Origin of the sequence: Tahibacter amnicola, assembly GCF_025398735.1 — a bacterium.
Taxonomy (GTDB): domain Bacteria; phylum Pseudomonadota; class Gammaproteobacteria; order Xanthomonadales; family Rhodanobacteraceae; genus Tahibacter; species Tahibacter amnicola.
In genome coordinates this window covers 174960-199627 of sequence record NZ_CP104694.1, presented here as the reverse complement: position 1 = coordinate 199627, position 24668 = coordinate 174960, and the positions used below count along the sequence as shown (strand labels likewise).

Below are 24668 nucleotides of genomic sequence, written 5' to 3'. Positions count from 1 at the left end.
ACCGGATGAGCATCGACACGCCGGCCACGGACGATCTGCAAGCGCAATTGCGCGCGGCGTTGGCGGCATTGGCAGAACGCGACACTCAGATTGCCGCACGAGATGCTCTGCTGTCGCAGCGCGATGCTCAGATCATCGAGATGGCCACGGTTGGTGCGTATCGCGAAGCGCGCATCAAGACGCTGGAGTCGCAACTGGCGGAGATGAATCGCCGACTGTTCGGCCGCCGTTCCGAACAACTGGATCCGGCGCAGCGTCTGTTGTTTGAAGAGGCGTTTAACGAAGATGTCGCGGCGATCAAGGCGGAGCTGGAGACACTCAAGGCTTCGCCGTCACCATCGTCGGCGCCTCGCCAGCCCAAGCGTTTGCCATTACCGGAGCATCTGCCCCGCGTCGAAGTCCGCCATGAACCGGCTTCGTGCGCCTGCGCGGCCTGTGGCGGCACGCTGACGCCGATGGGCGAAGATGTGAGCGAGCAACTCGACTGCGAACCCGCGAAGTTCTTCGTTCGCCGGCACGTTTATCCGAAGTACGCCTGCCGTGCGTGCGACACCGTGACCGCCACGCCCAGTGTGCCGAACATCATTGAACGCGGACGGTTCGCGCCGGCGTTCATCGCGCACTTGCTGGTCGGCAAGTATGCCGACCATGTGCCGTTCTACCGGCAGCAGCAGATCTACGCACGCAGTGGCATCGAGCTGGCACGCTCCACCATGACGGATACGTCGGGCGCCGTCGGCGTGGCGCTGATGCCACTGGTGGCGGCAATGAAAGCGGATCTGCTGGGTCGGGGTGTGATCCACGCAGACGAAACGCCGCTCGCCATGCTGGATCCAGGCGCTGGCAAGACGGCTCGTGCGTACTTGTTTGCCTACACCTCGGCCCACGGTCCGCCGATCACCATCTTCGACTTCTGCACGAGCCGCAGTGGCGAGAACGCCCGGCGCTTCCTTGGCCCGTTCCGCGGTCACCTCGTCGTGGACGACTACAGCGGGTACAAGGCGCTCTTCGGCGATACCGTGACCGAAGTCGGTTGCTGGGCGCATATCCGTCGACGGTTCTTTGAGTTGCATGCCGCGAAGTCCAGCGCGCATGCCGAGCCCGCGCTGCGCTACATCGCCGAGCTTTACCGCATCGAAGCGCAGGCCAAGGGGTTGGATCCACCCGAGCGACAAGCGCTTCGACAGCAGCATGCACGCCCCATCCTCGATGCCTTCCAGCAATGGATCAGCGAGGTCTCCGCCATTGCCTTGCCCAACAGCGGCCTGGCCAAAGAGCTCGCGCACACCCGCAAACGCTGGCCCGCGCTAATCCGCTACGTCGATGACGGAACACTTCCGATCGACAATAACCCCGTTGAGCGCTCGATCAGGCCCATAGCGCTCGGTCGCAAGAACTGGATGTTCGCTGGATCCAAGATGGCCGGCGAACGCGCCGCCGCCATCATGAGCCTCATCGCCACCGCCAAGCAGAACGGCCACGAACCGTTCGCTTACCTCAAGGATGTGCTGACCCGCCTGCCAACCCATCCCAACAGCCGTATCGCCGAGCTACTGCCTCATCGGTGGCAGCCGGTGGTGTGATCTTCTGCGGTACGGCATTGCGGCGGAAGGTGGTCTTGCCGAACGCTTACGACGGCGGCGTGTGCCGGTGGATTCAGATACAAGCCGATCACGTCTGCCGCTTTGGCTTCAAAGTCCGGATCGTTCGATACCATATGAACATCCAGACGATGAGGGCGCACACCGTGTTTGCGCCAGATGCGCTGCACCGTAGAGAACGAAATATCCTTCAACTCCGCGGCAAGTTTGCGACTCGTCCAATGCGTGGACCCATCGCGCGGCAGATGCTTGAGCGTGCGATCCAACACTCGCGCATCAAGCTCGGCCACCGGTTGTCGAGGTGTTCGGCCAGGGTGAAATGACACCAACCCCGCAATCCCGTCCGACTCATACATCGCTATCCAGCGCGATACAAAGCCGTCATTGCAAGCCAACTTGTCGCGGATGTCGACTCGTCGCTCGCCGTCCGCCCAAAGCAATACGCAGCGCGCTCGTCGAACCAGCGCAGCACTGCTCTTTCGCTTGCGCATAACTGCGTCGAGTTCGTCGCGTTGATCTTTCGTCAATGTCAGTCGAGGCATGCGACACTATGCGACAAACGTGCTACCAATTTCAATGTTTCAGTGGACTAGGAGACATTTATGGGCAGGGCACGCCTCCCACTCGCCTGTCGATGTGATGGCGTGTACGAGTAGTGCGCAGTGGTCACACGCCGGTAAAAGATAGTTGATCAGAACCGTACTACTGTCGTGCGAGGAAAGCGCATGAGCTTAGCCAGGAATAGATTGTTCAGTGCAGCACTGGGCGCTTTCGCTATTGCGATAATCTTCGATGCAAGAGCGAGCCGATGGGTGGGTGCATTGGAGCAGTTTGATATCGTGGACCTCGCCGTTGTGTCAGTTCATTGCAGGCGAGTCAACGATTGCTATGCAAACGTATTGGATCCAAACGGATTTGTTCACCATTTGTCACCAGGTGAATTTATTGGTCGGAATCAGGGCAAGGTAAATAAGATAGAAAAATGCGCAATTCATTTCGTGGAACTATATAAAAATAGCGATGGCGTGTGGTACGAAAAAGAAAATGAGTTGCGTTTTTCGGATGAGTATCGCCCGGCTGGCTGCCCTTGATCTGCGGGGTGGACTTTTCTTTCGCTGAAATCCTAAGACGAAGGGCGCGGTTTTGCCGCGCCCTTCGTTCGTTACCAGGTTGATTCAACTTCTCAGTCGTCAAACCCATCCGCAAAGATGCTGTCCATGATCACCACCTGCGCCGAATTGCTCGGGCTGTTGTGGTGATGGAGCAGCAGCAGTCCGGTGGAACCATTGGCCTGCATGTTGGCTTCGTTGTAGGTGACGTTGAGCGTGCTGCCGTTGAGATCCTGCAGCAGGATCGGCAGGCCACCAGCGCCGCCGCTGGTGGTAATGCCCGGGGTGGCCGAGTTGTAGGTGTAGACACCCGGCACCGAGGCTACCGAGCCCGTGCACTGGTTTGGCGTCGCGAGGGTTACGCAGTTCGACGCAAAGCCTGGACAGACGGCCACTGCATATCGGAAGTTGGTGTCGCCGGCGGTCAGACCCAGTTGCGAGGCGGTGGCGCCCAGCACGAGGACGTTGTTGTCGAGTACGGCCGAATCGATCTGCGCAGCGCTCTGCATGTTCACGAAGCCTGTGGGGCCGGCGAACGAGACGCTGCTCGGCGGCGTGAGCACGGCGTTCATGAAGACGTCCTGGCCGCTGACGTTCTGGCCAAACAGGCGGGCCAGGTTGCCGAGGTTGGTGTTGAAGATGACGCGGTCAAAGTTGCCGTCTTCGTTGTTGTCGACGCAGATGCTGAAGGACGAGTGCGTCGGCGTGCCCCAGGGTCCGTACGTTGCGATACCGAACAGGTAGGCGCTGTTGGTGGCGTCGTAATTGACGCCCACGTACTTGACGTTCTGGTAGCCCTCGAGGTTGTTGTCCTGCGCGTTGGTCACCTGTAGTTCGAACGGCGACACCAGCGAGACGTGATCCGTCGTGCCGAAGTTGCCCGTACAGGTGGCGCCTGGCGTACCGGTGCAGACATCCTGGCCAGTCAGCGGCAGTGCAACGACACCCGCAGTCGGCGAGCCCGGCGGATTGGTGTCCGGCGCGGCCATGTCCGAGTGCGGACGGTGGGCCATGTTGATCGCGACGCGGGCCACTTCGTTGCCGGTCTTGCTGACGATCAGGTTGGCCGACTCTTCCGACAGGAAGTGACGCGGCAGCGGTCCGAGGTTGGCCAGCGAAGCCGGGGCGCCCTGGGACTGCGTCGACGCCATAGAGGGATCCAGGTAGCGATCCATCTGGGCGGCATCCGCGCTCATCTGCACAGGCACCAGCACGCTGCCCCCGGCCGGAATCGCGACCGTGGTCGAGCCCGTCAGGGCGAACGCCACGCCCGGCGAGTCGGTATTGGTGTCCAGCGCCAGGGTCACGTTCTGGATGAACGCGGTGCGGTTCTGCAGACGCACGTTGCGGCTGACCGTCGTGGTGCCCTTTACGTCGACATTGAACGTGACAGCGGCATTGGATGGATCCAGGTCATCGACGGCCGTGATGATGTTGGTGCCCGCATCGGGTACATCGATGCGGCCCACGCCCACGCGGTTGGCCGAGTACGTGGCCACGGCACCGGCCGGTGCCACCGAGAGATCGTGCGAGGACGAGCTGGTGAGGATGGCCTTGATCTGGTCGGTGCTGGCTGTCGGGTTCTGCTGGCGCACCAGCGCAGCGAGGCCGGCTGCATGCGGCGAGGCCATCGAGGTACCGCTGAGCACCAACGGTGCACCAAGGGCGATGTAACCCGTTGCGTTCGGCGTCTGGCAGCCCTGCGCGGCGGCGGTGCAGGTCACGCCGGTCTGTGCCGAGGTGATGCTGGTGCCCGGGGCCGCGAGGTCCGGCTTCTGGTAGTGCGCACCGGCGATGCCGCCCGGTCCGCGCGAGGTCGAAGCGCTGATCGTGTCGGTGCCCTGGTTGAGCGTCGCATTGACGGTGCCGCCAGCGATGGCGGTGCGGAAGGCGTTGGCGTCCGCGAGCGCGACCGAGACTGCCGGGATGGTGACGGCGGGAATCGTCGCATCATCCGCCATGCCGGGCGGCGTATTCGGCGCGTTGCTGGTCGCGACGTTGCCGATGATCACGCCGACCGCGCCATTCAACTGCGCGTTGTACGCCTTGCGCTTGAACGGGCAGCTGCCGCGATCAATGAAGGCGATCTTGCCGGCTACAGCCGCGGCGTTCGTAAACGGCGTCTGGCAGCCGTCGGTGAGCGTGCCGGTACCGCCGGGTGGTTCGGTCGCGGTGGACGCGTCATCCACGGCAACGACGTCTGCCGTGAGGCCGCTGGGCGGAGGGGCGGTGCCGAACGACGCGCTGCCCACGATCTTGTAACCGGCAATCCCTGCGGGGGCGTTGACAAACAGAGGGCCAGCCACGCCCGGGTCCACCGAGTTGGCAGTGGCGATGACCTTGCGGCCTGAGCCGGGGCTACCGCTGATGAAGTAGGTGTCCGCTGCGTTGCCCGCGGACGTGACCACGATCATGCCGGACAGTGTCGCGTTGTCCGAAGCCTCGGCGCTGGCGTCCCAGGGCAGGCCGAAGTTGGAACCGAGCGACATGTTGATGACGTCCAGCCGATCGGACAGGTCATCGTCATTGTTCGGGTCGGTGGCATGGTCGATGGCCTCGACGGTGACGTTGGTACTGCCGCCGCAACCGAAGACACGGATGCCGTAGAGGCTGGCGCGCGGCGCGACGCCCGGGCCGATCTTCATGCCGGCGAAATCAGCTGTGGTATCCCACGGGCCGCCGTAGGCGGCGTTGGCCATGGTGACGCCGAAGCCGGCGGCACTGCCCGCCACGTGGGTACCGTGGCCGTTGCAGTCCATCGGATCCGGATCGGGTGCCGGGGTGTTGCTGCCGGTGTAGGCGTCGCCGACGAGGTCGATACCGCCGATGACTTTGGCGGTCGGGAAGATCGGATTGCCGCCGATCTGGTCGGTGATGATGGTGCGGTCGTTAGCCTGGTAATCGGCCAGAAGGCCCGTTCCGCCGAAATCCGGGTGCTGGTAGTCAAGGCCCGTATCGATGATGCCGATGCGAATGCCTTCGCCCTTCACGCCGGCCACGTTTACCGGGGTGCCTTCCCATAGCACCGGCGATCCGAGGAACGGCACGCTGGTCTGGTGAGTCAGGGTGTGACGCGGAAGGAACTCCACGCGCTTCACGCCGGCCATTTTTCGCACGGTGTCCATTTCCGACACGGGCATGCGAACGGCGATGCCGTTCAGCACGCGACCGACGCGGAACAGCTCGGTGGCGCGTACGCCACTGGCCAAGAGCCGGGTCGAGAATTCGCTCTGCTGTGATTTGATGCGTGCGGCTGCGGCGCGGGATGCGGCACCGGCCGCGCTCTGTGCGAGGACGCCACCACCGGCGCGCTGCAGCGCCTGCGCATAGTCGAAGACAGCGGGATCACCGTTAAGCACGATGATGACGCTCGCCATACCTTCGGCATCGATCAACGAATCCTCTGCCAAGGGCGCGACGGTGGCGACCTGTGGACTGGGCCCAATTCCTGCATTCACGGACGGTGTTACTGCTCCAAGCGCCAGTACAACGGACGCTGTGAGCACCGAATATTTCGGACTACGCAACATGAAAACCCCCGAGCAGATGCCAAGTGGTGAGAGTCGCGCTGGCGAGTCAGCGCGACCTGCTTTGGTACGGTGGAAATGCTCGGAAGTCAATGCGGCGCCGCACCAATCTAGGGCAGAACCCTTGCGCTTGCGGTTGAATCCGTCATGACAGAATCCCATATCCGTGCGCGAAGGGATGCGATGCGTAAGCGGCTTCCGACCGGCCATGACTTCCGTCATGGGGTCGCGATGCAGCGCCACCGGCGCTTTTCCGGGCGCGCCGAAATGCGTCGCGGGTGCGGTGGGCTACAAAACTTTTCAGCTTCACAGGTTGCCGTTTGTGCTAATTTGAACGTGCAGGTTTTCCCCCGACAGTGCGGAGGTCGTTATGCGACCGAATAAGCTGCAGTTGTCTCTCCTGGCCTTTGCGTGCTCCTTCCCGCTGCTGGCCACAGCGCAGGCCCCGACGTCCTCGGACAAGACGCCGGCCTCCTCCGCCGCCACGGAAGCGGCCCTAGCCGTCACCGACCTTGACCTCTACCAGCGCGGATTGCAGCTGGAAATCGACGCTTTGCGCCTTGCCCAGCAGCGATTGATGGCTGCGCGCGAAGCCCGTGATGATGTGTCGGAAAGTTCCGCTTTGCAGCCGGTGCTGACAAGGCAATATGAGCGCAATGCGGCAAAAGCGCTCAATGTGGAATTGCGTCACTATCGCGATATCAAGCGCCGCTTCGGTGACATCCTCGTCCTGGGCGAGTACATCGACCAGCTCAATGCGCAGATGGAGCAGCTGCACCAGACCGGACTTTCGGCCAAGCAGCGCGCCGACCAGCGCAAGGCATTGGAAGAGGCGCGGGCCAAGGCGGTTGATCCGTATGCTCTGCTTGACGTAGCACTGCGCGATGCGCTCAAGCAGCGCGCCGATGCGCTGGTCCGCCTGCGTATCAGCAATCGCGATCTGGTTCAGGAAATGACCAGTCGGTGAGTGATCCGTAAGACCCGGGGGAAGCGCCGGAGCGATCCGGCGCACCCTGGGGCGCGTCCGGCCGGCGCTGCCGCGCGGCGATGCAGGACGATTTCCGCTAAAAAACCTGTCAGATCTGACAGTCAGGCGGCGCGCCGCAATCCCTGCTGCAACCCGCTGGGCAGACGCACGCTGGCCGCGACCGGCAAATGGTCGGAGAAGGCCTGGGGCAGGGTCCACACGCTGTCGACTTCCAGTTCCTCGGTCACGAGGATGTGGTCGATCGCGCGGCGCGGACGCCAGCTGGGGAAGGTCGGTGGGGGTGCTATGGGCGGGGTCAGCCGTGTGCGCCGGTAGAGCTCGCGCAGCTCGACACTGTCGGCGGCGCAGTTGAGATCACCCATCAGTACGGCATAGGGAACGTCCTGCAGCAGTTCGGCGATGAAGCCGAGCTGGCGCATGCGCGCCTCGGGGCCGAGCGACAGGTGCGAGATGACCACGCACAGCGCGTCGCGGCCCTCGCCGAAGCGCGCCAGCAGCGCACCGCGGCCCGGGATGCGGCCGGGCAGGGGATGGTCGATCACTTCGTTGGGTTCGATGCGGCTGATCAGCCCGTTGGCCGACTGGGCCAGGCGCGAGACGCGCCGGTTGGGCTGGTGGCTCCAGTAGGGGAAGCCCGCCGCCTCGGCGATGTACTGGGTCTGGTTGAGGAAGCCCGAGCGCAGGGTGCCGGCATCGGCCTCCTGCAGGCCGACCACGTCGAATTCGCTCAGGGAGCGGGCCAGCGCCTCGAGATTGGCGCGTTTGCCGGGGTGAGGCAGCCAGCTGCGGGTGACGTAGTCCCGGTAACGGCCCACGCTCGCGCCCGCGACGATGTTGCAACTCAGAAGCCGCAACCGGCCGTTGTCCTTGCTTGCGGGTGCCGCTTCGGTCGAGAGGGCCATGCGCGGAGCCTAGTCCGGTGGCGCGCCGACCCGCAAGCGCGGGTCGTAACATCTGGTCAACCGCGGCGCCCGATGGGCGCCGCGGTTGGACGGGCTTACTTGCCGCCCTTCCTGGCGGCCAGTTCCTTGTCGACCAGCCACAGCACCAGCTCGACCATCTCGGCGTAGCCGCCGGCCGCAGCGGCGGTCACGCGGTACTTGCCGTTGACCACGATCGAGGGCGTGCCGTCGATCTTGTACTGGCGGACGCGTTCCTGGTCCTTGGTGATGCGGCCTTCGACGACGAAGGAGTCGGCAGTGGCGAGCACGGCCTTCGGATCGGCGCCGAGCTGGCCGTAGAACTGGGCGATGTCTTCCATCGAGGCCATCGGCTTGCGGTCACGGTGGAGCGCATCGAACAGGGCCTGGTGGGTCTTGTCGAGGATGCCCAGCGATTCGGCGGCGTAGTACGCGCGGGCGTACGGCACCCAGCTGGGATTGAAGATCGCCGGGATGTAGCTGAACTGCGCATCCTTGGGCAGCTTGGCCTTGATCTCGTCGGCCTGCTGCTGGAAGTGCGCGCAGTGCGGGCAGGCGTAGGAGAACACTTCGACCACCTCGACCTTGGCGCCCGAGGTCGTCGCCACCGGCGGATCGATCACGAAGTAGTGGGTCTCGGCCTTCCAGTCGGTCTTGGCGGCGGCTTTTTCTTCCGCGGCGCCGCAGGCGGTCACGGTCACAAGGCCCATCAACAGCACGAAAACACGCTTCAACATACGAGGGTCTCCAGGACGAAATCCTTAGCGGCCGGCGCTTTCTTTCTGCACCAGGTACAACACCACGGCTTCGACTTTCTCGTCGCTGCCGGCCGAGCGGGGTTCAACGCGGTACTTGCCGTTGACGATGATGGTGGGCGTGCCGCCGATCTGGGCCTGCTTGATGTAGGCGTCGGCCTGCTTCATTTTCGTATTGATCGAGAACGAGCTGGAGGTTGCCAGGAAATCGGCCGCCTTGACGCCGTACTGTTCGTAGTACTTGGCGACGTCTTCCATCGTCGGTGGCGGGCTCTTGGGCTTGCGGTCCGGCGTCAGCAGGGCGAGCGGGCCGTTCTTCCACACGGCATCGAACATCGGGTCGTGGGCCTTTTCGGCAACGCCCAGGGCTTCGGCGGTGAAATAGGCGCGCTGGAACAGCGGCCACTGCTCGGCGGTGTTCCACGAGGCCGGCACGTAGCGCACCGTCACGTTGGGGGGCAGGTGGCTCTTGAGGGTCTTCATGTGCGGGGCGAACCGCAGGCAGGCCGGGCAGCCGTAGGAGAAGACTTCCGTCACTTCGATCTTGTCACCGCTGACCGGCAGGGCCGGCTCGATGACGCTGTAATGCTCACCCTCTTTCCACGGACCATCCTGGGCGAGGGCTACCGGGGCGAGAACGAGGCCGGCAACGGCAAGGGCGAAACGCTGGAACATCCGGAACTCCTGCGAAGAGGCCGCCAGGGCGGCACGGCGTGATGACTTTGCCGGGTCCGGAGGTTAAGCCGGGAAACCCGGCGCCGGTATCGGCGCAGGACACAGACACGCCAAACCGGTACTGGTTCGCGCTGAACGCCGCGGTGTTGGCGCGGCGTTCAGCGTGCGAAACGTCAATGCTTGGCGTCGGCGTGGCCGGCGGGGGCCGCGTCGGCGTGCTCGACCGTATGCAGGCCCTCGGCATAGGACGCCACGGCGTTGATGTCCTGTTCCGACAGGCGCTTGGCGATGTCCGGCATGATCAGGGCACGATCATCGGTGCCCCAGGTGGTGCCGCTCTTCCATTCCTTGAGCTTGGCGACGACGTAGTCGGTCCACTGGCCGCTCAGCTGGGCGTAGCCCGCACCCGAATTGCCGCGGCCGGCCGGGCCGTGGCAGGCCATGCAGGCCGGCACGCCCAGGGCGGTGTCACCGGTGCGCCACAGCTGCTCACCGCGCGCCTTGAGGGCCTGGTCGCCGTTGCCCGGCACTGCACGCTTGCTGGCGAAGTAGGCGCCGAGGTCGGCCATGTCCTGTTCGGACAACGGGGCGGCAAAACCGGCCATCACCGGATTGACGCGCTTGTTCGATTTGAACAGCGCGAGCTGGCGGGCGATGTAGTCGGCCTGCTGGCCGGCGATCTTGGGGTACTGCTTGTCGGACGAATTGCCGTCCGGGCCATGGCAGGCGCCGCACGCGGCGGCCTTGGTCTCGCCGGCCTTGGCATCGCCCACCAGGGCGTGGCCGGCCGTCTCTGCGTGGACCGAAAACGCGGCGAGCAAGCCCGCCAGAGCAACTACGCGCCGAAAACTCATTACACTCGACTCCAAAATCTGCTGGTAATCCGGCCGGCCCCGACCGCGGCGACGCCGCGGGGGCGGAAAATCGCCGGATTGTACCAGCGCCCCCTGACGGTCAAACGCGCCCGCCGCGACCGCCCCGCAACGAGCATCCCGATGTCCGAAAACCTGTTTCGCCGCGCCCAGTTCCAGCTGGCGGCGCATGAACTCCGCCAGCTTCCGGCCGACCGCGGCGCGGAGATCGCCTTTGCCGGCCGCTCCAACGCCGGCAAGTCCAGCGCGCTCAACACGCTGTGCGACCAGACGGGGCTGGCGCGCACCTCCAAGACGCCGGGCCGCACCCAGCAGCTGGTGGTCTTCACCCTCGATGCCGACCGCCGGCTCATCGACCTTCCCGGCTACGGCTACGCCAAGGTGCCCGAGGCGCTGCGCGACCACTGGCGCAAGGTGATCGACCAATACCTGAGCGACCGCCAGTCCCTGCGCGGCGTGGTGCTGATCATGGACAGCCGCCATCCGCTCAAGGATTTCGACCGGATGATGCTGACGTTCTGCCGCGACATCGGCCTGCCGTGCCACGTGCTCATGACCAAGGTCGACAAACTCTCGCGCGGCGAAGCGGCGCGCACGCTGCAGCAGACGCGCAAGGAAATGGGATTGCTGTGTCCTGACGCCACTGCGCAACTGTTCTCGTCGCTGCACAAGATTGGCGTGGACGAGGCGCGGGCCACGCTGGCGCAGTGGCTGAATGCGGAACCGGCGGAGCCGGACGCCTCGTAGTGCGAGGCGCGGGACCAAAAGAGATCGTCCGGAAGACGGACAAAAAAATAGTCGCGACAAGATCGACTTGGGTTCTCGGGCCAGAGCCCTTGTCGATCTTGCCGCGACGTTGGTGGCGATTGGCACTCATCCCGGTGCGTCTCGCTGGGTGTAAGACTACGGATCAGTAATCGCACCGGCTTGCACGATTTCACCGCGTCGGTGCCGATTTCTGGATAGTTGATCGTGACTTTCGGCCTACGCCGACGTACGTAGCCGCGGATCGAGCCAGGCGCGAAGACCATCCACCAGCGTATTGGCCACGATGACCAGCGCCCCGGCGATCACCACGACACCCATCACGAGGGTGTAGTCGCGATTGAGCGCGCCCTGCACGAAATAGCGCCCCATCCCGGGAATGCCAAAGACGTGTTCCACCACCGCCGAGCCGGTGATGACTGCGATCAGGGCAGGACTGAGCCAGGCCGTTACCGGTAGCAACGCCGCCGGCAGCGCGTGAACGAGCAGGAGCCGGGCCCGCCCGATGCCGCGTCCGCGGGCCGCGCGGACCCATTCGCTGCCCAGGGCCTCGCACACGCCGGCGCGCGTGAGGCGTGCGCACCAGGCCAGGTTGGGCAGCATCAGTGCCACGATCGGCAACACCCGGTAGCGCCAGTCGCCGGCGACCCATCCGCCGGCCGGCAGCCATTTCAGCGTGACCGCGAACAGGAGGATCAGGATCGGTGCCAGCACGAACTTCGGCAATGCGCTGAGTGTCGCCGTCAACGCCATCAGCAGGCGATCGAGACGGCCGCCTTCGTGCGCGGCCGCGAATACGCCGATGGGTACACCCAGCAGCAGCGCCAGCAGCAGCGCGGCGCCACCCAGGCCTGCCGATACGGGCAGGCTCGCCGCGATCAGGGCATTGACGGTGAAGTCGGGGTATTGGAACGAGGGACCCAGGTCGCCGCGGGCGAGATCGCCGAGATAGGCCAGGTACTGCCGCGACAGCGGCTGATCGAGCCGGTAGCGTGCCGCCAGCTGGGCTTGCACTGCCGGCGGTGCAGCCTTCTCCGTGTCGAACGGACCGCCCGGCGCGGCGTGGAGCAGGGCAAAACACAGCGTCACCAGCAACCACAGGGTCAACAGGCCGCCGGCCAGGCGCGTCGCGAAAAGCCCCAGCCAGCGCATCACGGCGCCTCCCCGTCGCGCCAGCGCATCCAGCGCGTGGCGTGGTGATCGAGCGGGTTGCCTGCAAAACCCTCCAGGCGGTCATCGACCAGATGCTTGGACGAATAGAAGTACAAGGGCACCACGGCGTGCGCCGAAAGCACACGCGCCTCGGCGGCAGTCAGCAGCGCGGTTCGCTCGGTGCCGTCAGGCAGGAGGGCGGCGCGCGTCAGCGCGGCGTCGAATTCGGGATCGGCAAAGCCCGTGGTATTGAGCGGATTGTCCGGTCCGGAAAACGTCGCGAGGAAATCCAGCGGATCGTTCACGTCGGCGATCCAGCCGCCACGGAACACCTGGGTGATCACGCGTGCGCGCCGGTTTTGCACGAACACTTTCCACTCCTCGTTGCGCAGGCGCACCTGGGCACCGAGCGTCTGCCGCCACATGGCCGCGACGGCCAGGGCGAGCTTCCGGTGCAGGGTGGATGTGTTGTAGCGGATCTCCAGCTGTGCCGGCCGATCGGCCGAGTAACCCGCGGCAGCGTAGCGCTCCCGCGCCCGCGCGACGCGGGCCGCCGGGGTCAGCTGCGCCATCGGTAGCACGGGTGCCGCATGCCCGCGCGTGCCCGGCGGAACGATGCCAAACGCCGGTTGTTCACCCAGGCCGGTGATGTGGCGGGTGAGGATGTCGCGGTCCACCGCCAGGACGAGTGCTTCGCGCAGGGCCGGATTGTCGCGGAACGGCTCGCGCGTGAGGTTCAGTCCGAACCAGAAGCTGCCGACATAGGGGCTGATGCGCAGGCGCTCGCCGAACTGGGCGCGCAGCACGGGCAAGGGCTTGGGCGGCACCGTCTCGGTGATGTGCACGTCGCCGGCGAGAAACCGCTGCAGCTCGCTTCCGGCATCCTCGGTCACCACATAGCGGACGCGCGCGATGGCGACGTCTGTCGCGGCGTGGAAAAAAGTATTTTTCTCCATCTCGACGCTGGCATGCGGCGTCCAGCCCGAAAGCCGGTACGCACCGTTGCCGACCAGCCTGCCGGGGCGCGTGTGTTCCACGCCGTGGACGGCGATCGCGGGCAGGTACACAGGCATGGCGATCGGCAGGGCCAGGCGATCGAGCAACGGGACTGGTTCGTCGAGATTGATGTGCAGCGTGTGCGCATCCACCGCGGTCACGCCCAACGACTCGGGCGCGGCCTCGCCGCGCAGAATGGCCGAGGCATTGGCGATCGGCCGCAGCAGCTGCGCCATCGGAGCGGCGGTCTGCGGCGTCACTGCGCGGCGCAGGCTGGCGACGAAATCCTGCGCCGTCAACGCTTCACCGTTGGACCAGCACAGTTCGTCGCGCAGGCGGAACTGCCACTGGCGACCATCGTCTGAGACTCGCCAGGATCGCGCGGCACCGGCGATGATGGCGCCGTCGGCACCTTCGGTGACCAGTCCCTCGTACAGATCGCGCAGCAGGTTGCCGCAGGCCACCTCCTGGCAGCGGTGGACGTCGAGGGTGGCCGGTTCCGGTCCGTTTCCGCGAATCAGTTCGCGTGAACTCGCCGCCGGCGATAACGTCAGCAGCACAGTGAACACAAGGGTGGGCAGTCGCATGCGGGGCAGTTTTTCGGTTATACCAAAGTCGCGCAAGCCTCCCCTTTGAATTGTCCGGCCCGCCCCCAACTCGGCCCGCCTAGAACCAGCACTCGAAAAAAGGCAGACACGCATGTCCGGTCCCAGCGCCGTCAAGGAAGTCCCCGTTACGCGCCGCGAGCAGCTGGTGGAGTACATCGCCGAGGGCGCGCGGCCGTCCGCGCAATGGCGCATCGGCACCGAGCACGAGAAATTCGGTTTCCGCCTGGACGACCTGCGGCCACCCCCCTATGAGGGCGAGCGCGGTATCGGCGCGCTGCTGCAGGGGCTCACGCGCTTTGGCTGGGCGCCGGTCACCGAAAAGGGCACGTTGATTGCGCTCAGTCGGGGTGATGCGTCGATCACGCTGGAGCCTGCCGGCCAGCTCGAACTCTCCGGCGCGCCGCTGGAAACGATTCACGACACCTGCTGCGAGGTGGCCTGCCATCTGCGCGAGGTGAAGGCCGTCGCCGACGAACTGGGCGTGGGCTTTCTCGGCATGGGCTTTAACCCAAAGTGGAAACGTGAAGAAATGCCGTGGATGCCCAAGGGGCGCTACGCCATCATGCGGCGCTACATGCCCCTCAAGGGCGGCCTGGGTCTGGACATGATGACCCGCACCTGCACCGTGCAGGTGAACCTCGATTTCGGAAGTGAAGCCGACATGGTGAAGAAATTCCGCGTTTCGCTGGCGCTGCAGCCCATCGCGACTGCGCTCTTCGCCGATTCGCCCTTCACCGACGGCAAGCCCAACGGATTCCAGAGCTTCCGTTCCAACGTGTGGACCGACACCGATCCGGACCGCACCGGCATGCTCGACTTCGTGTTCGAAGACGGCTTCGGCTACGAGCGCTATGTCGACTATTTGCTCGATGTGCCCATGTATTTCAGCTATCGCGACGGTGAATACGTCGACCTGGCCGGCCAGTCATTCAAGCGCTTCCTCGATGGCAAGCTGGAAGCCCTGCCTGGTGCGGTACCCACGCTCAAGGATTGGGCCGATCACATGACCACGGCCTTCCCCGAGGTGCGCCTGAAGCGATACCTGGAAATGCGCGGCGCCGACGGCGGCCCCTGGAACCGTCTGTGCGCGCTGCCGGCGCTGTGGGTCGGCCTGCTGTACGACGACGCCGCGCTGGATGCCGCGTGGGATCTGGTCAAGGACTTCACGCTCGCCGAACGCCACGCCCTGCGCGACGGGGTGCCGCGGCACGGATTCAAGTTGCCGTTCCGCCAGGGAACGGTGCGTGAGCTGGCGCTGGAAACCCTGAAGATCGCCGGCCACGGCCTCGCCCGCCGCGCCCGCCGCAATGGCTCGGGTGCCGACGAAGCCGTCTTCCTTGAACCGCTGATCGAGTTTGCGCAGGCGAATCAGACGCCCGCAGAGCGGAAGCTCGAACTCTTTCACGGCAAATGGCAGGGGAATATTGATCGGGTGTTCAAGGAGTTCGCGTACTGACGGACGGGCCACCTTGCTCTCGCAGGTGGGCTGAAGCCCGACATCGCCAGGCGCAGAACCGTCTTTGCGTAGGTTGGCGCTGAGCGCAGCGAAGCCCGACATCGCCCGGCGTCATGGTGTGCGGGGGGCGTCGAAAGGCCAAGTCGTTTCGCTCGTCCTGCGCCCAACCGACTCCTCGCGTCTTGCGGTTCTGTAGGTTGGCGCTCAGCGCCAACCTACAGAAGGCGGGCCGGGCGGCGTTGTCATGGCCAATGCAGTCCCTGCCCAGCCTGCCGGCGCCTCGGCTCCCGTTCTAACCATCCGCTATTGGCACCACCCCCTTCACCGCTGACACTGCATGCTGCGCTGCATCATGGGATGGGAACGTCTGCTATGGGTCAGTCAGTGTCTGTCGAAGGTGGGGCCGGCTTGCGTGCGGTGGATTTCCCCAAGGTGGATCAGCCTCTGCGGGAGGACGTGAAGCGAATTGGCGCCCTGGTCGGGGAAATCCTGGCTGACCAGCTCGGGCCGGAATTCCTGGCGGAAGTCGAGCGGGTGCGGGCGGCGGCGATCGGGCGGCGGGAGGCGGGGGCGCCGGTGGAGGCGCTGGCGGATCTGCTGGCGCAGACGCAGCACCGGGCGGCGGATCTGGCGCGGGCGTTCTCGACCTATTTCCAGGCCATCAATGTGGCCGAGCGTGTACACCGGATCCGACGGCGGCGCGACTACGAGCGCGCCGGAGCCGAGCCCCAGCCGGGCGGACTGCGCGCCGTGATCGGCGCACTTCTGCGCGAGGGCGTGAGCGCCGAGGACCTGGCGCAGTTGCTGGGGCGCATGCGGGTCGAGCCGGTCTTCACGGCGCATCCGACCGAAGCGGTGCGTCGATCGCTGCTGGACAAGGAGCAGGCGCTGGTACAGGCGTTGATTGCGGATATCGACCGGCAACGCACGCCGGCCGAGCGACGCGCAGACCAGGAGCGCATGCGCCTGGCGCTAACGGCCGGGTGGCAGACCGCGGATGCGGCGAGCGAGCGGCCGACGGTCGCCGACGAAACCGAGCATGTGAGCTATTTCCTGGCTGACGTGCTGTACGCGGTGGTGCCGGTGTTCTACGAAGTCCTGCGCGACGTGCTGGACGAAGCGGGTCAGCCGGCAATTCCCCTGTCCACGCTGCTGCGGTTCGGCACCTGGGTGGGCGGTGACATGGACGGCAATCCCAACGTGGGTGCCGACACCATCGCGGCGACACTGGCGGCGCAGCGGGCACAGGTGATCGCGGCGTACCGGCGCGAGGTGTCGCAGCTGGAGCGCCTGTTGAGCCAATCCGGCTCCCGCGTGGCGGTCGATCCGGCAATCCTGCAACGACTAGCGGACTATCGCGAGCGCCTGCCACGAGCAGCCGCGCGGCAGAAGTCGCGCTATGCGGACATGCCCTATCGCCTGTTGCTGGAATTGATTGCCGCCCGGCTGGCCGCTACCGCGGCTGAACGCGAGGGGGGCTACGCGGATGTGGCGGAGTTCCGCGGCGATATCGCGCTGGTGGCCGACAGCCTGCTCACCCACGGCGGACGTCATGCCGGGTGGCTGGCGGTGCAGCGCCTGCTGCTGCGGATCGACACCTTCGGATTTCACCTGGCGACGCTGGATCTGCGCCAGGAGTCGAGCGTGCACGAGGCAGCGGTTGGCCGGATCCTCCAGGACGACGACTGGACGGCGCGCCCACTGGACGAGCGTCGCACGCGGCTGGTGCAGCGGCTGCAGGGCGACGGCGGCGCGCTGGCCCCGTTGGATGACCCCTGCCTTGCGGTGTTCCGCACCGTCGCCCAGGCGCAGCAGCGTTACGGTGCGGCGGCCATCGGGCCCTACATCATCAGCATGAACCGCAGCGCGGTCGACGTGCTCTCGGTGCTGGTGCTGGCGCAAATCGCGGGCTGCGTCGACGCCCAGAGGGTCGTTCCGCTGGATGTCGCGCCGTTGTTTGAAACGGTCGCCGATCTGCAGGCCGCGCCGGATGTCCTGGCCGAACTCTTCGCTGATCCGGTGTACCGGGCACACCTGGCGCGACGTGGCGACCGGCAGATCGTCATGCTGGGCTATTCGGACAGCGCCAAGGATGGGGGATTGTTCGCCTCGCGCTGGGCGTTGCAGCGGACCCAGGTGATCCTGACCGAACTGGCGCGCCGCACCGGCGTGCGTATCGCATTCTTTCACGGCCGCGGCGGTTCGATCAGCCGCGGCGGCGGCAAGACTGAACGTGCGGTGGTGGCCGCGCCGCGCGGTTCGGTGGATGGATTCCTGCGCCTGACCGAGCAGGGTGAAGTCATCCATCGCAAGTACGGCATCAAGGCGATTGCGCTACGCAACCTGGAGCAAACAACCGGCGCCGTGTTGCGGGCTTCGCTGCGGCCGCGCCCGCCGGAGCCGCGCGAGACCGCCTGGCGCGAAATGGCCTCCACCATGGCCGAAGCGGCACGGCTGCACTACCGGGCCCTGGTGCACGAGACGGAAGGCTTTGCCGACTATTTCCGTGCAGCAACGCCCATCGACGTGATCGAGCGGTTGCGCATCGGTTCGCGGCCGCCGCGCCGCGGCGGGGCCGGCGGCATCGACCGGTTGCGCGCCATTCCCTGGGTATTTGCCTGGTCGCAGAACCGCGCGGGGCTGACGGCCTGGTATGGCGTGGGAACCGGACTGTGTCGCGGAATCGAACGGTACGGCCGCGACGCCCTGCGTGAAATGGCGGCGGACTGGCCCTTCTTCGCCACGCTGATCGACGACATCGAGATGGTGCTGGCCAAGTGCGACATGGCGATCTACGCCCGCTATTCCCTGCTCGCCGGTCCGCTGCATGCGGTGTTCCATCCGCCGATCGCGGCGGAGTTCGAGCGCACGCGCCAGGCAGTGCTGGATCTCAAACAATCCGACACGCTGCTGGCGGGCGACCGGCGCCTGCGGGAATCCATCCGACTGCGCAATCCCTACGTCGATCCCATCAGCCTGTTGCAGGTGGATCTGCTGGCGAAATGGCGCGCTGCCGAGCGGCCGGAAGGCGATCTGTTCCAGGCTCTGGCGGCGACCGTCAACGGCATCGCCGCCGGCGTACAGAACACCGGCTGATTCCGCATGACAGAAACGACAACGGCGCCGTCCGGGGACGGCGCCGTGTTGCACGGATGAGGTCTACTCGCCGCTGACGGCGATCCGGGCCAACTGGAAGAACACGTCGGTGTTGTCGATCGTGCCACCGAACCGCATCGCGCCGCGGCCGTAGGCCGAGAGCGGAATGTCGGTCGCCGTGTGCACGGCCTGGTCGCCCGGCACCTGGCCGGTGATCAGGAATCCGGTGCCCTGGTTGCGCACGTTGGGGTTGGCCGGGGACTGCGACGGCGGGAACGGCTGCTGCGAATCCTTGGTCGGGAATGCGGTCGGCAGCCAGGTCTCGTAGCGGTCGGCGTTCGCACCGTAGCCGATCAGCATCTTGTGATCGACGACGGTGGAGACCGGGTAGCCGTCCTCTGCCAGGGTGTACTTCGGAAACTTCGCATCATCGTATACGCCGACCACGCTCTGGCCGCCGTCCAGCTTGGTCTGCAGCTGCGCGGCAGTGGCGGTGGCCGCACCGATAATCGCGGCGCCAGAGCACTCGTGATCTGCGGTGACGATCACCAGGGTGTCGGGATGTTCGCGGGCGAAGCGCTGCGCCACCGCGACGGCGCGGTCGAACTCGAGCACTTCGAGGATCCAGCGGTCCGTATCCATCAGATGCGACTGCTTGTCGATCGACGCCGCTTCGATCATGGCGACAAAACCCTTGGGATTCTTCGACAGCACCTGCAGGGCGCGATCGGTCATCTCGTCGAGCATGGGTTGGTCGGGAAAACCGAAGGCGTCGACGACGCTGCGGTCGCCGCGGCGGCCGTTGATCTTGTCGAAAGCGACATTCATGTTCGAATACGCGAACAGGCCCAGCAGCTTGTCCGGCGTCGGGCCCGCGAACGCGGCGTCCAGCGCGGACTTTGTCGGCGCGTAGCGATAGCCGGCGGCCTGGAAGTCGGCGATCAGGTCGCGCTGCGGATCGATTGCGCCCTTGGTGGCGCCCCAGCCGGCGACGAGGTCGTCCGGCAGTACGTAGTCGTTCTTGGCCACTCGCTGCGAACCGTTCACCGGCTGTGGGCTGGTCGAGGCGGAGGCATTGGGCAGGAACCACTTGCGGCCGCCGCCCATCAGCACCGTCAGGCCGGTGAGATGACGGTCATCCAGGTACTGGTCGACGATACCGGTGCCGTTGCCGCGCGAGGACGTATGGATCGCATTGGCGGCCGGCGTGGCGTCGAACACGTCGGAAGTGGTCACGATGCCCAGCGATTTGCCCTGCAGCGTGTGCAGGTATTCGGCCAGGTACTCGATGCGGGGGTTGTCGAACGCATTGAGCGTGTCGTCGGGGAACACGCCTTCTTCGTTGTTGGCGGCCTTGTTGCCCGACACGTAGTTGGCCATGCCGGGGGCGGAGTCCGTGACGATGGAGTTGAGCGACGCCGTCATCACCATCGCCGTCGCCGGGAAGGTGTCCATTGCCAGCTTGCCCTTGGCTTTGCCCTGGGCGTAGCCCTTGGCCATGATGCGCGCGGCGGTGCGGTGCGATGAACCCATGCCATCGCCCACCAGCAGGATGATGTTCTTGGCCTTCTGGCCGTTGCCGGCAGTGATGTCCACGATTTCGAAATTGCCCGACGCTTCGATCACCGCGCCGTTGGACTGGCGTGCCGTGACCGTGAAGGTGTGCACGCCCACGACGCCGGTGGAATAGGCGCGCTCGGTCAGGACGGCGGTGTTGGACGGCAGGCCTGCCACCAGCACGCAGCCTGAGCCACCCTTGGTCTTGCCGGTATCCGGATTGATGCACGTCTCGGCCGGGCCCGTTTCGGTGACCTTGCGGGCACGGGTCGGACGCGGGTCGAAGATCAGGCGGCTGCCGGCGTAGATCGGCTGCAATGCCAGCTTGCCGTCGACGCGAAACTCGAACGAGGTAATGGTCTGGCCTGGATCCGGCTGCACGGTGGCCTGCAGGTCGAAACGCTGCCCCGGCAGGAAGCGCGCGATGACCGGTGCGGCCTGGCCGCTGGCGAAGAGTTCGCTCGGTGGCGTCAGGCGCGACACGGTAGCCGCCTGCGCCGTGGTGAAAAGACTCGCCAGCGCCAGGGCCAGCGTGGCGGCGGTGCCGCCGGGGAAGGTGCGGGAACGCATGAACATCTCCATGGGAGTCAGAGGGCGGCGAAACGACGTTACGGGTGGGCGTGCGTGGACGGCGACGGGGGGTGCCTGCGCGCCAGGCGGGTCAGCTGGCGCGCCAGCTTCTCGTCCAGCTCCAGCGAAAGGTTGAGGATCCGGCTGCTGCGCGCATCCTCGCGGGGCGCCAGGCGCAGCGTGCCGGTGACCTGGATCAGGCCGGCGAAATAGGGCACGTCGACGGCATTGGGCAGGACGACGGCCACGGTGGTGGCGGGCACGTCGTCGGCGAGACCTTCGTCTTCCTCGCCGGCCATGACCGGCAGCGGTGACAACAGGAACAGGCCCGGGCTGCTCGCTGCCCCCTTGACCATGTAGCCGACCATGCGGACGCGCTTGCCATCGAGCGCGCGTACGGTGTCGGTCAGCGCCAGGCCGGCCGGGCCGACGGGACGCTGGAAGATGTCCTGGAACTTCAGGTCGCTCACACCGCGCGGTGCGGCGCTGGCGGGTACGCTGACCGCGAAGGCTTTTGGTACAGAAAGCGTAGCATCGGAAAGGCCCAGGGACGCGGTGGCCCAGAGGGCGAACGCTGCTGCGGTGTGAAACATGGAATGGCTCCGCTACGCCGGCGCGGCCCGGCGCTGGCGGTGCTATCGGGATTTGAAAGCGGGGCGGCGCAGGCAGATGCGCTGCGTACCCCATCGGCCGCGCAGGCTAGGGGAGGATTGTGTAACCGCGATTACACGCCGTGGCATGGCCTGCCGCGACGTCCATACGACACGGTGCGCGGAAAGCGGTTGCCAACACACTATCGCGTGGCAGGGTGGCCGATCCGATGGCGCATCGCGATGCGGGGCATCGTGGGCTTCCATCCCACGATTCCGTATACAGCGGTGCTATGTAGTAAAAGGAAAAACGGTGACCGTGGCGGACGGATCAGCCCTTTCGCCGCCGCAACGTGTGCTCGTAATCCTCAAAGCGCATCTTCGCGATGGCGCGCCTGTCCGGCGTGCGCACCACCAGCCCTTCGGGCTTGCCGCTGGCGGCCGCATCCAGGGTACTCAGGCTGCGAGCGATGTGTTCGCCGAGAAAGGCGTGCGCAGCCTCAATATCCTTTGGCATGGCGCTGCCGTCGAGCGTGCCGATACGCGGCGTCAGCTGAAGTCCCAGTGCGTCTGCCGTGGCGACGAGCGCGGTTTCCTCGAGGAACACCTGGCCGCCGCTGTCGCGCCAGCTGGAAATCTCGCGCGTGTCGCGCACGAGGAGCTGCGCGTAATCGGCGATGACCGCCACGTCGAAGAGGCGGTAGGCCACCGACTGGTCCGTCGTGTAGTGCTTGCTCGCGGCCGTGATCTTCCCGCCGTAGAGTTCGACGAAGAGCACGGTCACGGCATCGGCCGTGTGCGGATGGCGCAGGCGTTCGGCGAAAGGCTTGAGCGCCTCGACGATGCCCAGCGCCGGATTGCCGATCAGGTCGCCGCGCGCGTAGAGCAGTTCCTCGCGGCTACCGAGCAGGTAGCTGCCATCCGGCAGGCTGATCAGGCGCGTGTTGGTGCCGTCGACCTTCTCGGTCAGCACGACGGGCCCGTCAAACGGCACCGTTTCGGGCAGCAGTCCGCCGTTGCGGGGGTCGAGTGCGTGGTAGGTCGGGATCGACGGGTATTTGGTCAGCGAGTTCAGTCGCGTCAGGTCGGTGGTGCGGATGTCAAACACAATAGCTCCCGTGGATGGAACGGACGGACGCCGGTTCCGGTGTGACGGTACCCTGTGGGGAAGGGACTGATTATGATCGGCGGATGGTTCGCGCGATTGCCGTGAACGCCACTGTTCACCAAGGAGAGTCCGATGAAGTCCCGTGCCGCCGTCGCCTTTGAAGCGGGCAAGCCGCTGGAGATCGTGCAGATCGACGTGGAAGGTCCACGCGCCGGCGAAGTGCTGGTGCAGATCAAGGCCACGGGAGTATGCCACACCGATGCCTTCACCCTGAGCGGCGATGATCCCGAAGGCGTGTTCCCCAGCGTGCTGGGGCACGAAGGTGCCGGCGTGGTGGTGGAGGTTGGCGCCGGGGTGACCAGCGTCAAGCCGGGCGATCACGTGATTCCGCTGTACACCGCCGAATGTCGCCAATGCAAATTCTGTAAATCCGGAAAAACGAACCTGTGCCAGGCCGTGCGCGCGACGCAGGGCAAGGGCTTGATGCCCGACGGCACGGTGCGATTCCGCCACGAGGGCCGTGCGATCCACCACTACATGGGAACCAGCACGTTCAGCGAGTTCACCGTGGTGCCGGAAATCTCGCTCGCGGTGATCAACAAGGCCGCGCCGCTGGAAAAGGTATGCCTGCTGGGCTGCGGCGTGACCACCGGCATCGGCGCCGTTCACAACACGGCGAAGGTGACGCCGGGTGCAACCGTCGCGGTGTTCGGCCTGGGCGGCATCGGCCTTGCGGTGATCCAGGGCGCGGTGATGGCCCGCGCCGGCCGCATCATCGGTATCGATACCAATCCCGCCAAGTTCGAGCTGGCGCGCCAGATGGGCGCGACGGACTGCATCAACCCGGCGGACCATGCCGGGCCGATCCAGCAGGTGATCGTCGACATGACCGACGGCGGCGTGGACTACAGCTTCGAATGCATCGGCAACGTGGAGGTGATGCGCTCGGCCCTGGAGTGCTGCCACAAGGGGTGGGGCGAGAGCATCATCATCGGCGTCGCGGGCGCGGGCCAGGAAATCCGCACGCGTCCTTTTCAGCTGGTGACGGGGCGCGTCTGGCGCGGCAGTGCCTTCGGCGGTGTGCGAGGCCGTACGGAGTTGCCGGGGATGGTCGAGCAGGCCATGGCCGGAACGATCACGCTCGATCCCTTCATCACGCATACCCTCCCGCTGGAACGCATCAACGACGCGTTTGACCTGATGCATGCGGGCAAGAGCATCCGCACGGTCATCACTTTCTGAGTCGCGCGATCATGACAACCACGTCGGTCCTGTCGCGCCAGCGTTGCTTCGATGGGTGGCAGGAAGTGCGCGAGCACCGCTCGGCCGTTCTTGATTGCACCATGCGTTTTGGCGTCTACCTTCCGCCGCAAGCGTCGGAACGCCCCTGCCCGGTGCTGTACTGGCTTTCCGGCCTGACCTGCACCGAGCAGAACTTCATCACCAAGGCGGGCGCGCAGCGTTACGCGGCTGAACACGGGGTGATTCTTGTCGCGCCCGACACCAGCCCCCGCGGTGCCGCCGTGCCCGATGACCCCGCCTATGACCTCGGCCAGGGCGCCGGCTTTTATGTCAATGCCACGCAGGCACCGTGGTCGTCGCACTACTGCATGTTCGACTACATCGTCGATGAACTGCCGCAAGTGGTGGAGTCGTCCGTTTCGTCGAGTGGGCGCCGCGGCATCTTCGGTCATTCCATGGGCGGCCATGGCGCCCTGGTGATCGCCTTGCGCCGGCCGGACAGGTACGCATCAGTCTCTGCCTTTTCCCCCATCGTCGCGCCCTCCGAAGTGCCCTGGGGCCAGAAGGCACTGACCGCTTACCTCGGCGCTGACCGCGTCGCATGGCGGGCCTGGGACGCCTGCGAGCAGGTGCGCCTGGCGACGGCGCGCCTGCCGCTCCGGGTCGACCAGGGCGACGCGGATGAGTTCCTGCAGACCCAGCTCCAGCCCGAACGCCTCGAAGCGGCCTGTCGTGCTGCCGGATACCCCCTCGATCTGCGCCGCCACGCCGGTTACGACCACAGCTACTACTTCATTGCCAGCTTCATCGGCGAGCACATTGCCTGGCACGCCGCGGCCATGAGCTGACCCGGCGCCAATTTCCGTAACCACTACACGAAGCGGTGTCGATGGGACCGCGTGGTGCGTCTGCGCGCGTCGATTGGTGGTAACGGGTGGATGGCCGGCGCGGCGCGATCCAGTTCGCAAATGGCGATGGTGCAACGGAGAAATAGCGGTGAATCCGTGAACGGCGCCGCTTTCGGGCCTCCTGGATCCTGTTGCAGATTGTCTCAACACCGTCTCTGCGGGTCGTGGGCGCC

The 24668-nt window shown here is 65.7% G+C and carries 19 protein-coding genes; 8 read left to right on the top strand and 11 right to left on the bottom strand.

Going from position 1 to position 24668, the window contains the following annotated elements:
• Positions 1-5 precede the first annotated feature (5 nt).
• Positions 6-1583 (top strand): IS66 family transposase, encoded by a 1578-nt coding sequence (gene tnpC / locus N4264_RS00730; RefSeq protein ID WP_261695172.1) that lies wholly within the window; start codon positions 6-8, stop codon positions 1581-1583.
• Here tnpC and N4264_RS00725 read toward each other — a convergent pair.
• Positions 1559-2143 (bottom strand): helix-turn-helix domain-containing protein, encoded by a 585-nt coding sequence (locus tag N4264_RS00725; RefSeq protein ID WP_261695171.1) that lies wholly within the window; start codon positions 2141-2143, stop codon positions 1559-1561. The two genes, tnpC and N4264_RS00725, sit on opposite strands and share 25 nt — an antisense overlap.
• A 183-nt stretch (positions 2144-2326) precedes the next feature.
• On the opposite strand from N4264_RS00725, the gene N4264_RS00720 reads away from it, so the two are divergent.
• Complete coding sequence (locus N4264_RS00720; protein ID WP_261695170.1) at positions 2327-2692, top strand: pilus assembly protein PilP; 366 nt, start codon at positions 2327-2329, stop codon at positions 2690-2692.
• A gap of 92 nt (positions 2693-2784) precedes the next feature.
• Here N4264_RS00720 and N4264_RS00715 read toward each other — a convergent pair whose 3' ends face one another.
• A complete protein-coding gene (locus N4264_RS00715; protein ID WP_282563027.1) occupies positions 2785-6168 on the bottom strand; it encodes a S8 family serine peptidase in 3384 nt (1127 codons plus the stop codon).
• A 439-nt stretch (positions 6169-6607) separates the two neighbouring features.
• On the opposite strand from N4264_RS00715, the gene N4264_RS00710 reads away from it, so the two are divergent.
• Positions 6608-7204 (top strand): hypothetical protein, encoded by a 597-nt coding sequence (locus N4264_RS00710; protein WP_261695169.1) that lies wholly within the window; start codon positions 6608-6610, stop codon positions 7202-7204.
• Positions 7205-7326: 122 nt separating this feature from the next.
• Here the strand turns inward: N4264_RS00710 and N4264_RS00705 are convergent, their stop codons facing one another.
• From N4264_RS00705 to N4264_RS00690, 4 genes are all read right to left on the bottom strand, one after another.
• On the bottom strand, positions 7327-8127 hold the full coding sequence (locus N4264_RS00705) for an endonuclease/exonuclease/phosphatase family protein (protein ID WP_261695168.1): 801 nt from the start codon (positions 8125-8127) through the stop codon (positions 7327-7329).
• Between the two features lie 95 nt (positions 8128-8222).
• Positions 8223-8882: a thiol:disulfide interchange protein DsbA/DsbL gene (locus N4264_RS00700; protein ID WP_261695167.1), complete on the bottom strand. Its 660-nt coding sequence runs from the start codon at positions 8880-8882 to the stop codon at positions 8223-8225.
• A gap of 24 nt (positions 8883-8906) precedes the next feature.
• Positions 8907-9575 (bottom strand): thiol:disulfide interchange protein DsbA/DsbL, encoded by a 669-nt coding sequence (locus N4264_RS00695; RefSeq protein WP_261695166.1) that lies wholly within the window; start codon positions 9573-9575, stop codon positions 8907-8909.
• A gap of 173 nt (positions 9576-9748) precedes the next feature.
• Entirely contained in the window at positions 9749-10429 is a 681-nt protein-coding gene (locus N4264_RS00690) for a c-type cytochrome (RefSeq protein WP_261695165.1), read from the bottom strand.
• Positions 10430-10570: 141 nt separating this feature from the next.
• Between N4264_RS00690 and yihA the strand changes: the two genes are divergently transcribed.
• Positions 10571-11194 carry a ribosome biogenesis GTP-binding protein YihA/YsxC gene (yihA, locus tag N4264_RS00685; protein WP_261695164.1) on the top strand — a complete coding sequence of 208 codons (624 nt, stop codon included), beginning with the start codon at positions 10571-10573 and terminating at the stop codon, positions 11192-11194.
• A 237-nt stretch (positions 11195-11431) separates the two neighbouring features.
• Here the strand turns inward: yihA and N4264_RS00680 are convergent, their stop codons facing one another.
• Both N4264_RS00680 and N4264_RS00675 read right to left on the bottom strand, forming a co-directional pair.
• A complete protein-coding gene (locus N4264_RS00680; RefSeq protein WP_261697553.1) occupies positions 11432-12364 on the bottom strand; it encodes an ABC transporter permease subunit in 933 nt (310 codons plus the stop codon).
• Positions 12364-13947 carry a peptide ABC transporter substrate-binding protein gene (locus tag N4264_RS00675; RefSeq protein WP_261695163.1) on the bottom strand — a complete coding sequence of 528 codons (1584 nt, stop codon included), beginning with the start codon at positions 13945-13947 and terminating at the stop codon, positions 12364-12366. Before N4264_RS00675 ends, N4264_RS00680 begins: the two co-directional genes overlap by 1 nt.
• Positions 13948-14059: 112 nt before the next feature.
• Between N4264_RS00675 and N4264_RS00670 the strand changes: the two genes are divergently transcribed.
• Complete coding sequence (locus N4264_RS00670) at positions 14060-15424, top strand: glutamate--cysteine ligase (protein WP_261695162.1); 1365 nt, start codon at positions 14060-14062, stop codon at positions 15422-15424.
• A gap of 372 nt (positions 15425-15796) precedes the next feature.
• Entirely contained in the window at positions 15797-18520 is a 2724-nt protein-coding gene (gene ppc, locus N4264_RS00665) for a phosphoenolpyruvate carboxylase (protein ID WP_261695161.1), read from the top strand.
• A gap of 63 nt (positions 18521-18583) precedes the next feature.
• Here ppc and N4264_RS00660 read toward each other — a convergent pair whose 3' ends face one another.
• From N4264_RS00660 to N4264_RS00650, 3 genes are all read right to left on the bottom strand, one after another.
• Positions 18584-20647, bottom strand: a complete 2064-nt coding sequence (locus N4264_RS00660) for an alkaline phosphatase (RefSeq protein ID WP_261695160.1) — start codon at positions 20645-20647, stop codon at positions 18584-18586.
• A 38-nt stretch (positions 20648-20685) separates the two neighbouring features.
• A complete protein-coding gene (locus N4264_RS00655) occupies positions 20686-21240 on the bottom strand; it encodes a hypothetical protein (RefSeq protein WP_261695159.1) in 555 nt (184 codons plus the stop codon).
• Between the two features lie 328 nt (positions 21241-21568).
• Positions 21569-22345, bottom strand: coding sequence for an RNA ligase family protein (locus N4264_RS00650; RefSeq protein ID WP_261695158.1), 777 nt, complete (start codon positions 22343-22345; stop codon positions 21569-21571).
• 132 nt (positions 22346-22477) lie between these two features.
• Here N4264_RS00650 and N4264_RS00645 point away from each other — a divergent pair, with 132 nt between their 5' ends.
• Positions 22478-23587: an S-(hydroxymethyl)glutathione dehydrogenase/class III alcohol dehydrogenase gene (locus N4264_RS00645; RefSeq protein WP_261695157.1), complete on the top strand. Its 1110-nt coding sequence runs from the start codon at positions 22478-22480 to the stop codon at positions 23585-23587.
• Between the two features lie 11 nt (positions 23588-23598).
• The gene (fghA, locus tag N4264_RS00640) at positions 23599-24435 is read left to right on the top strand and encodes an S-formylglutathione hydrolase (RefSeq protein ID WP_261695156.1); all 837 of its coding nucleotides are present in this window, start codon (positions 23599-23601) and stop codon (positions 24433-24435) included.
• Positions 24436-24668 lie beyond the last annotated feature (233 nt).

Bases quoted from the DNA above. Each gene is read 5' to 3' on its own strand.
- N4264_RS00700 (WP_261695167.1), bottom strand. From the start codon at position 8,882: ATGTTGAAGCGTGTTTTCGTGCTGTTGATGGGCCTTGTGACCGTGACC.
- tnpC (WP_261695172.1), top strand. From the start codon at position 6: ATGAGCATCGACACGCCGGCCACGGACGATCTGCAAGCGCAATTGCGC.
- N4264_RS00710 (WP_261695169.1), top strand. From the start codon at position 6,608: ATGCGACCGAATAAGCTGCAGTTGTCTCTCCTGGCCTTTGCGTGCTCC.
- N4264_RS00690 (WP_261695165.1), bottom strand. From the start codon at position 10,429: ATGAGTTTTCGGCGCGTAGTTGCTCTGGCGGGCTTGCTCGCCGCGTTT.
- N4264_RS00675 (WP_261695163.1), bottom strand. From the start codon at position 13,947: ATGCGACTGCCCACCCTTGTGTTCACTGTGCTGCTGACGTTATCGCCG.
- yihA (WP_261695164.1), top strand. From the start codon at position 10,571: ATGTCCGAAAACCTGTTTCGCCGCGCCCAGTTCCAGCTGGCGGCGCAT.
- N4264_RS00720 (WP_261695170.1), top strand. From the start codon at position 2,327: ATGAGCTTAGCCAGGAATAGATTGTTCAGTGCAGCACTGGGCGCTTTC.
- N4264_RS00695 (WP_261695166.1), bottom strand. From the start codon at position 9,575: ATGTTCCAGCGTTTCGCCCTTGCCGTTGCCGGCCTCGTTCTCGCCCCG.
- N4264_RS00655 (WP_261695159.1), bottom strand. From the start codon at position 21,240: ATGTTTCACACCGCAGCAGCGTTCGCCCTCTGGGCCACCGCGTCCCTG.
- N4264_RS00660 (WP_261695160.1), bottom strand. From the start codon at position 20,647: ATGCGTTCCCGCACCTTCCCCGGCGGCACCGCCGCCACGCTGGCCCTG.
- N4264_RS00670 (WP_261695162.1), top strand. From the start codon at position 14,060: ATGTCCGGTCCCAGCGCCGTCAAGGAAGTCCCCGTTACGCGCCGCGAG.
- ppc (WP_261695161.1), top strand. From the start codon at position 15,797: ATGGGTCAGTCAGTGTCTGTCGAAGGTGGGGCCGGCTTGCGTGCGGTG.
- N4264_RS00645 (WP_261695157.1), top strand. From the start codon at position 22,478: ATGAAGTCCCGTGCCGCCGTCGCCTTTGAAGCGGGCAAGCCGCTGGAG.
- fghA (WP_261695156.1), top strand. From the start codon at position 23,599: ATGACAACCACGTCGGTCCTGTCGCGCCAGCGTTGCTTCGATGGGTGG.
- N4264_RS00725 (WP_261695171.1), bottom strand. From the start codon at position 2,143: ATGCCTCGACTGACATTGACGAAAGATCAACGCGACGAACTCGACGCA.
- N4264_RS00705 (WP_261695168.1), bottom strand. From the start codon at position 8,127: ATGGCCCTCTCGACCGAAGCGGCACCCGCAAGCAAGGACAACGGCCGG.
- N4264_RS00680 (WP_261697553.1), bottom strand. From the start codon at position 12,364: ATGCGCTGGCTGGGGCTTTTCGCGACGCGCCTGGCCGGCGGCCTGTTG.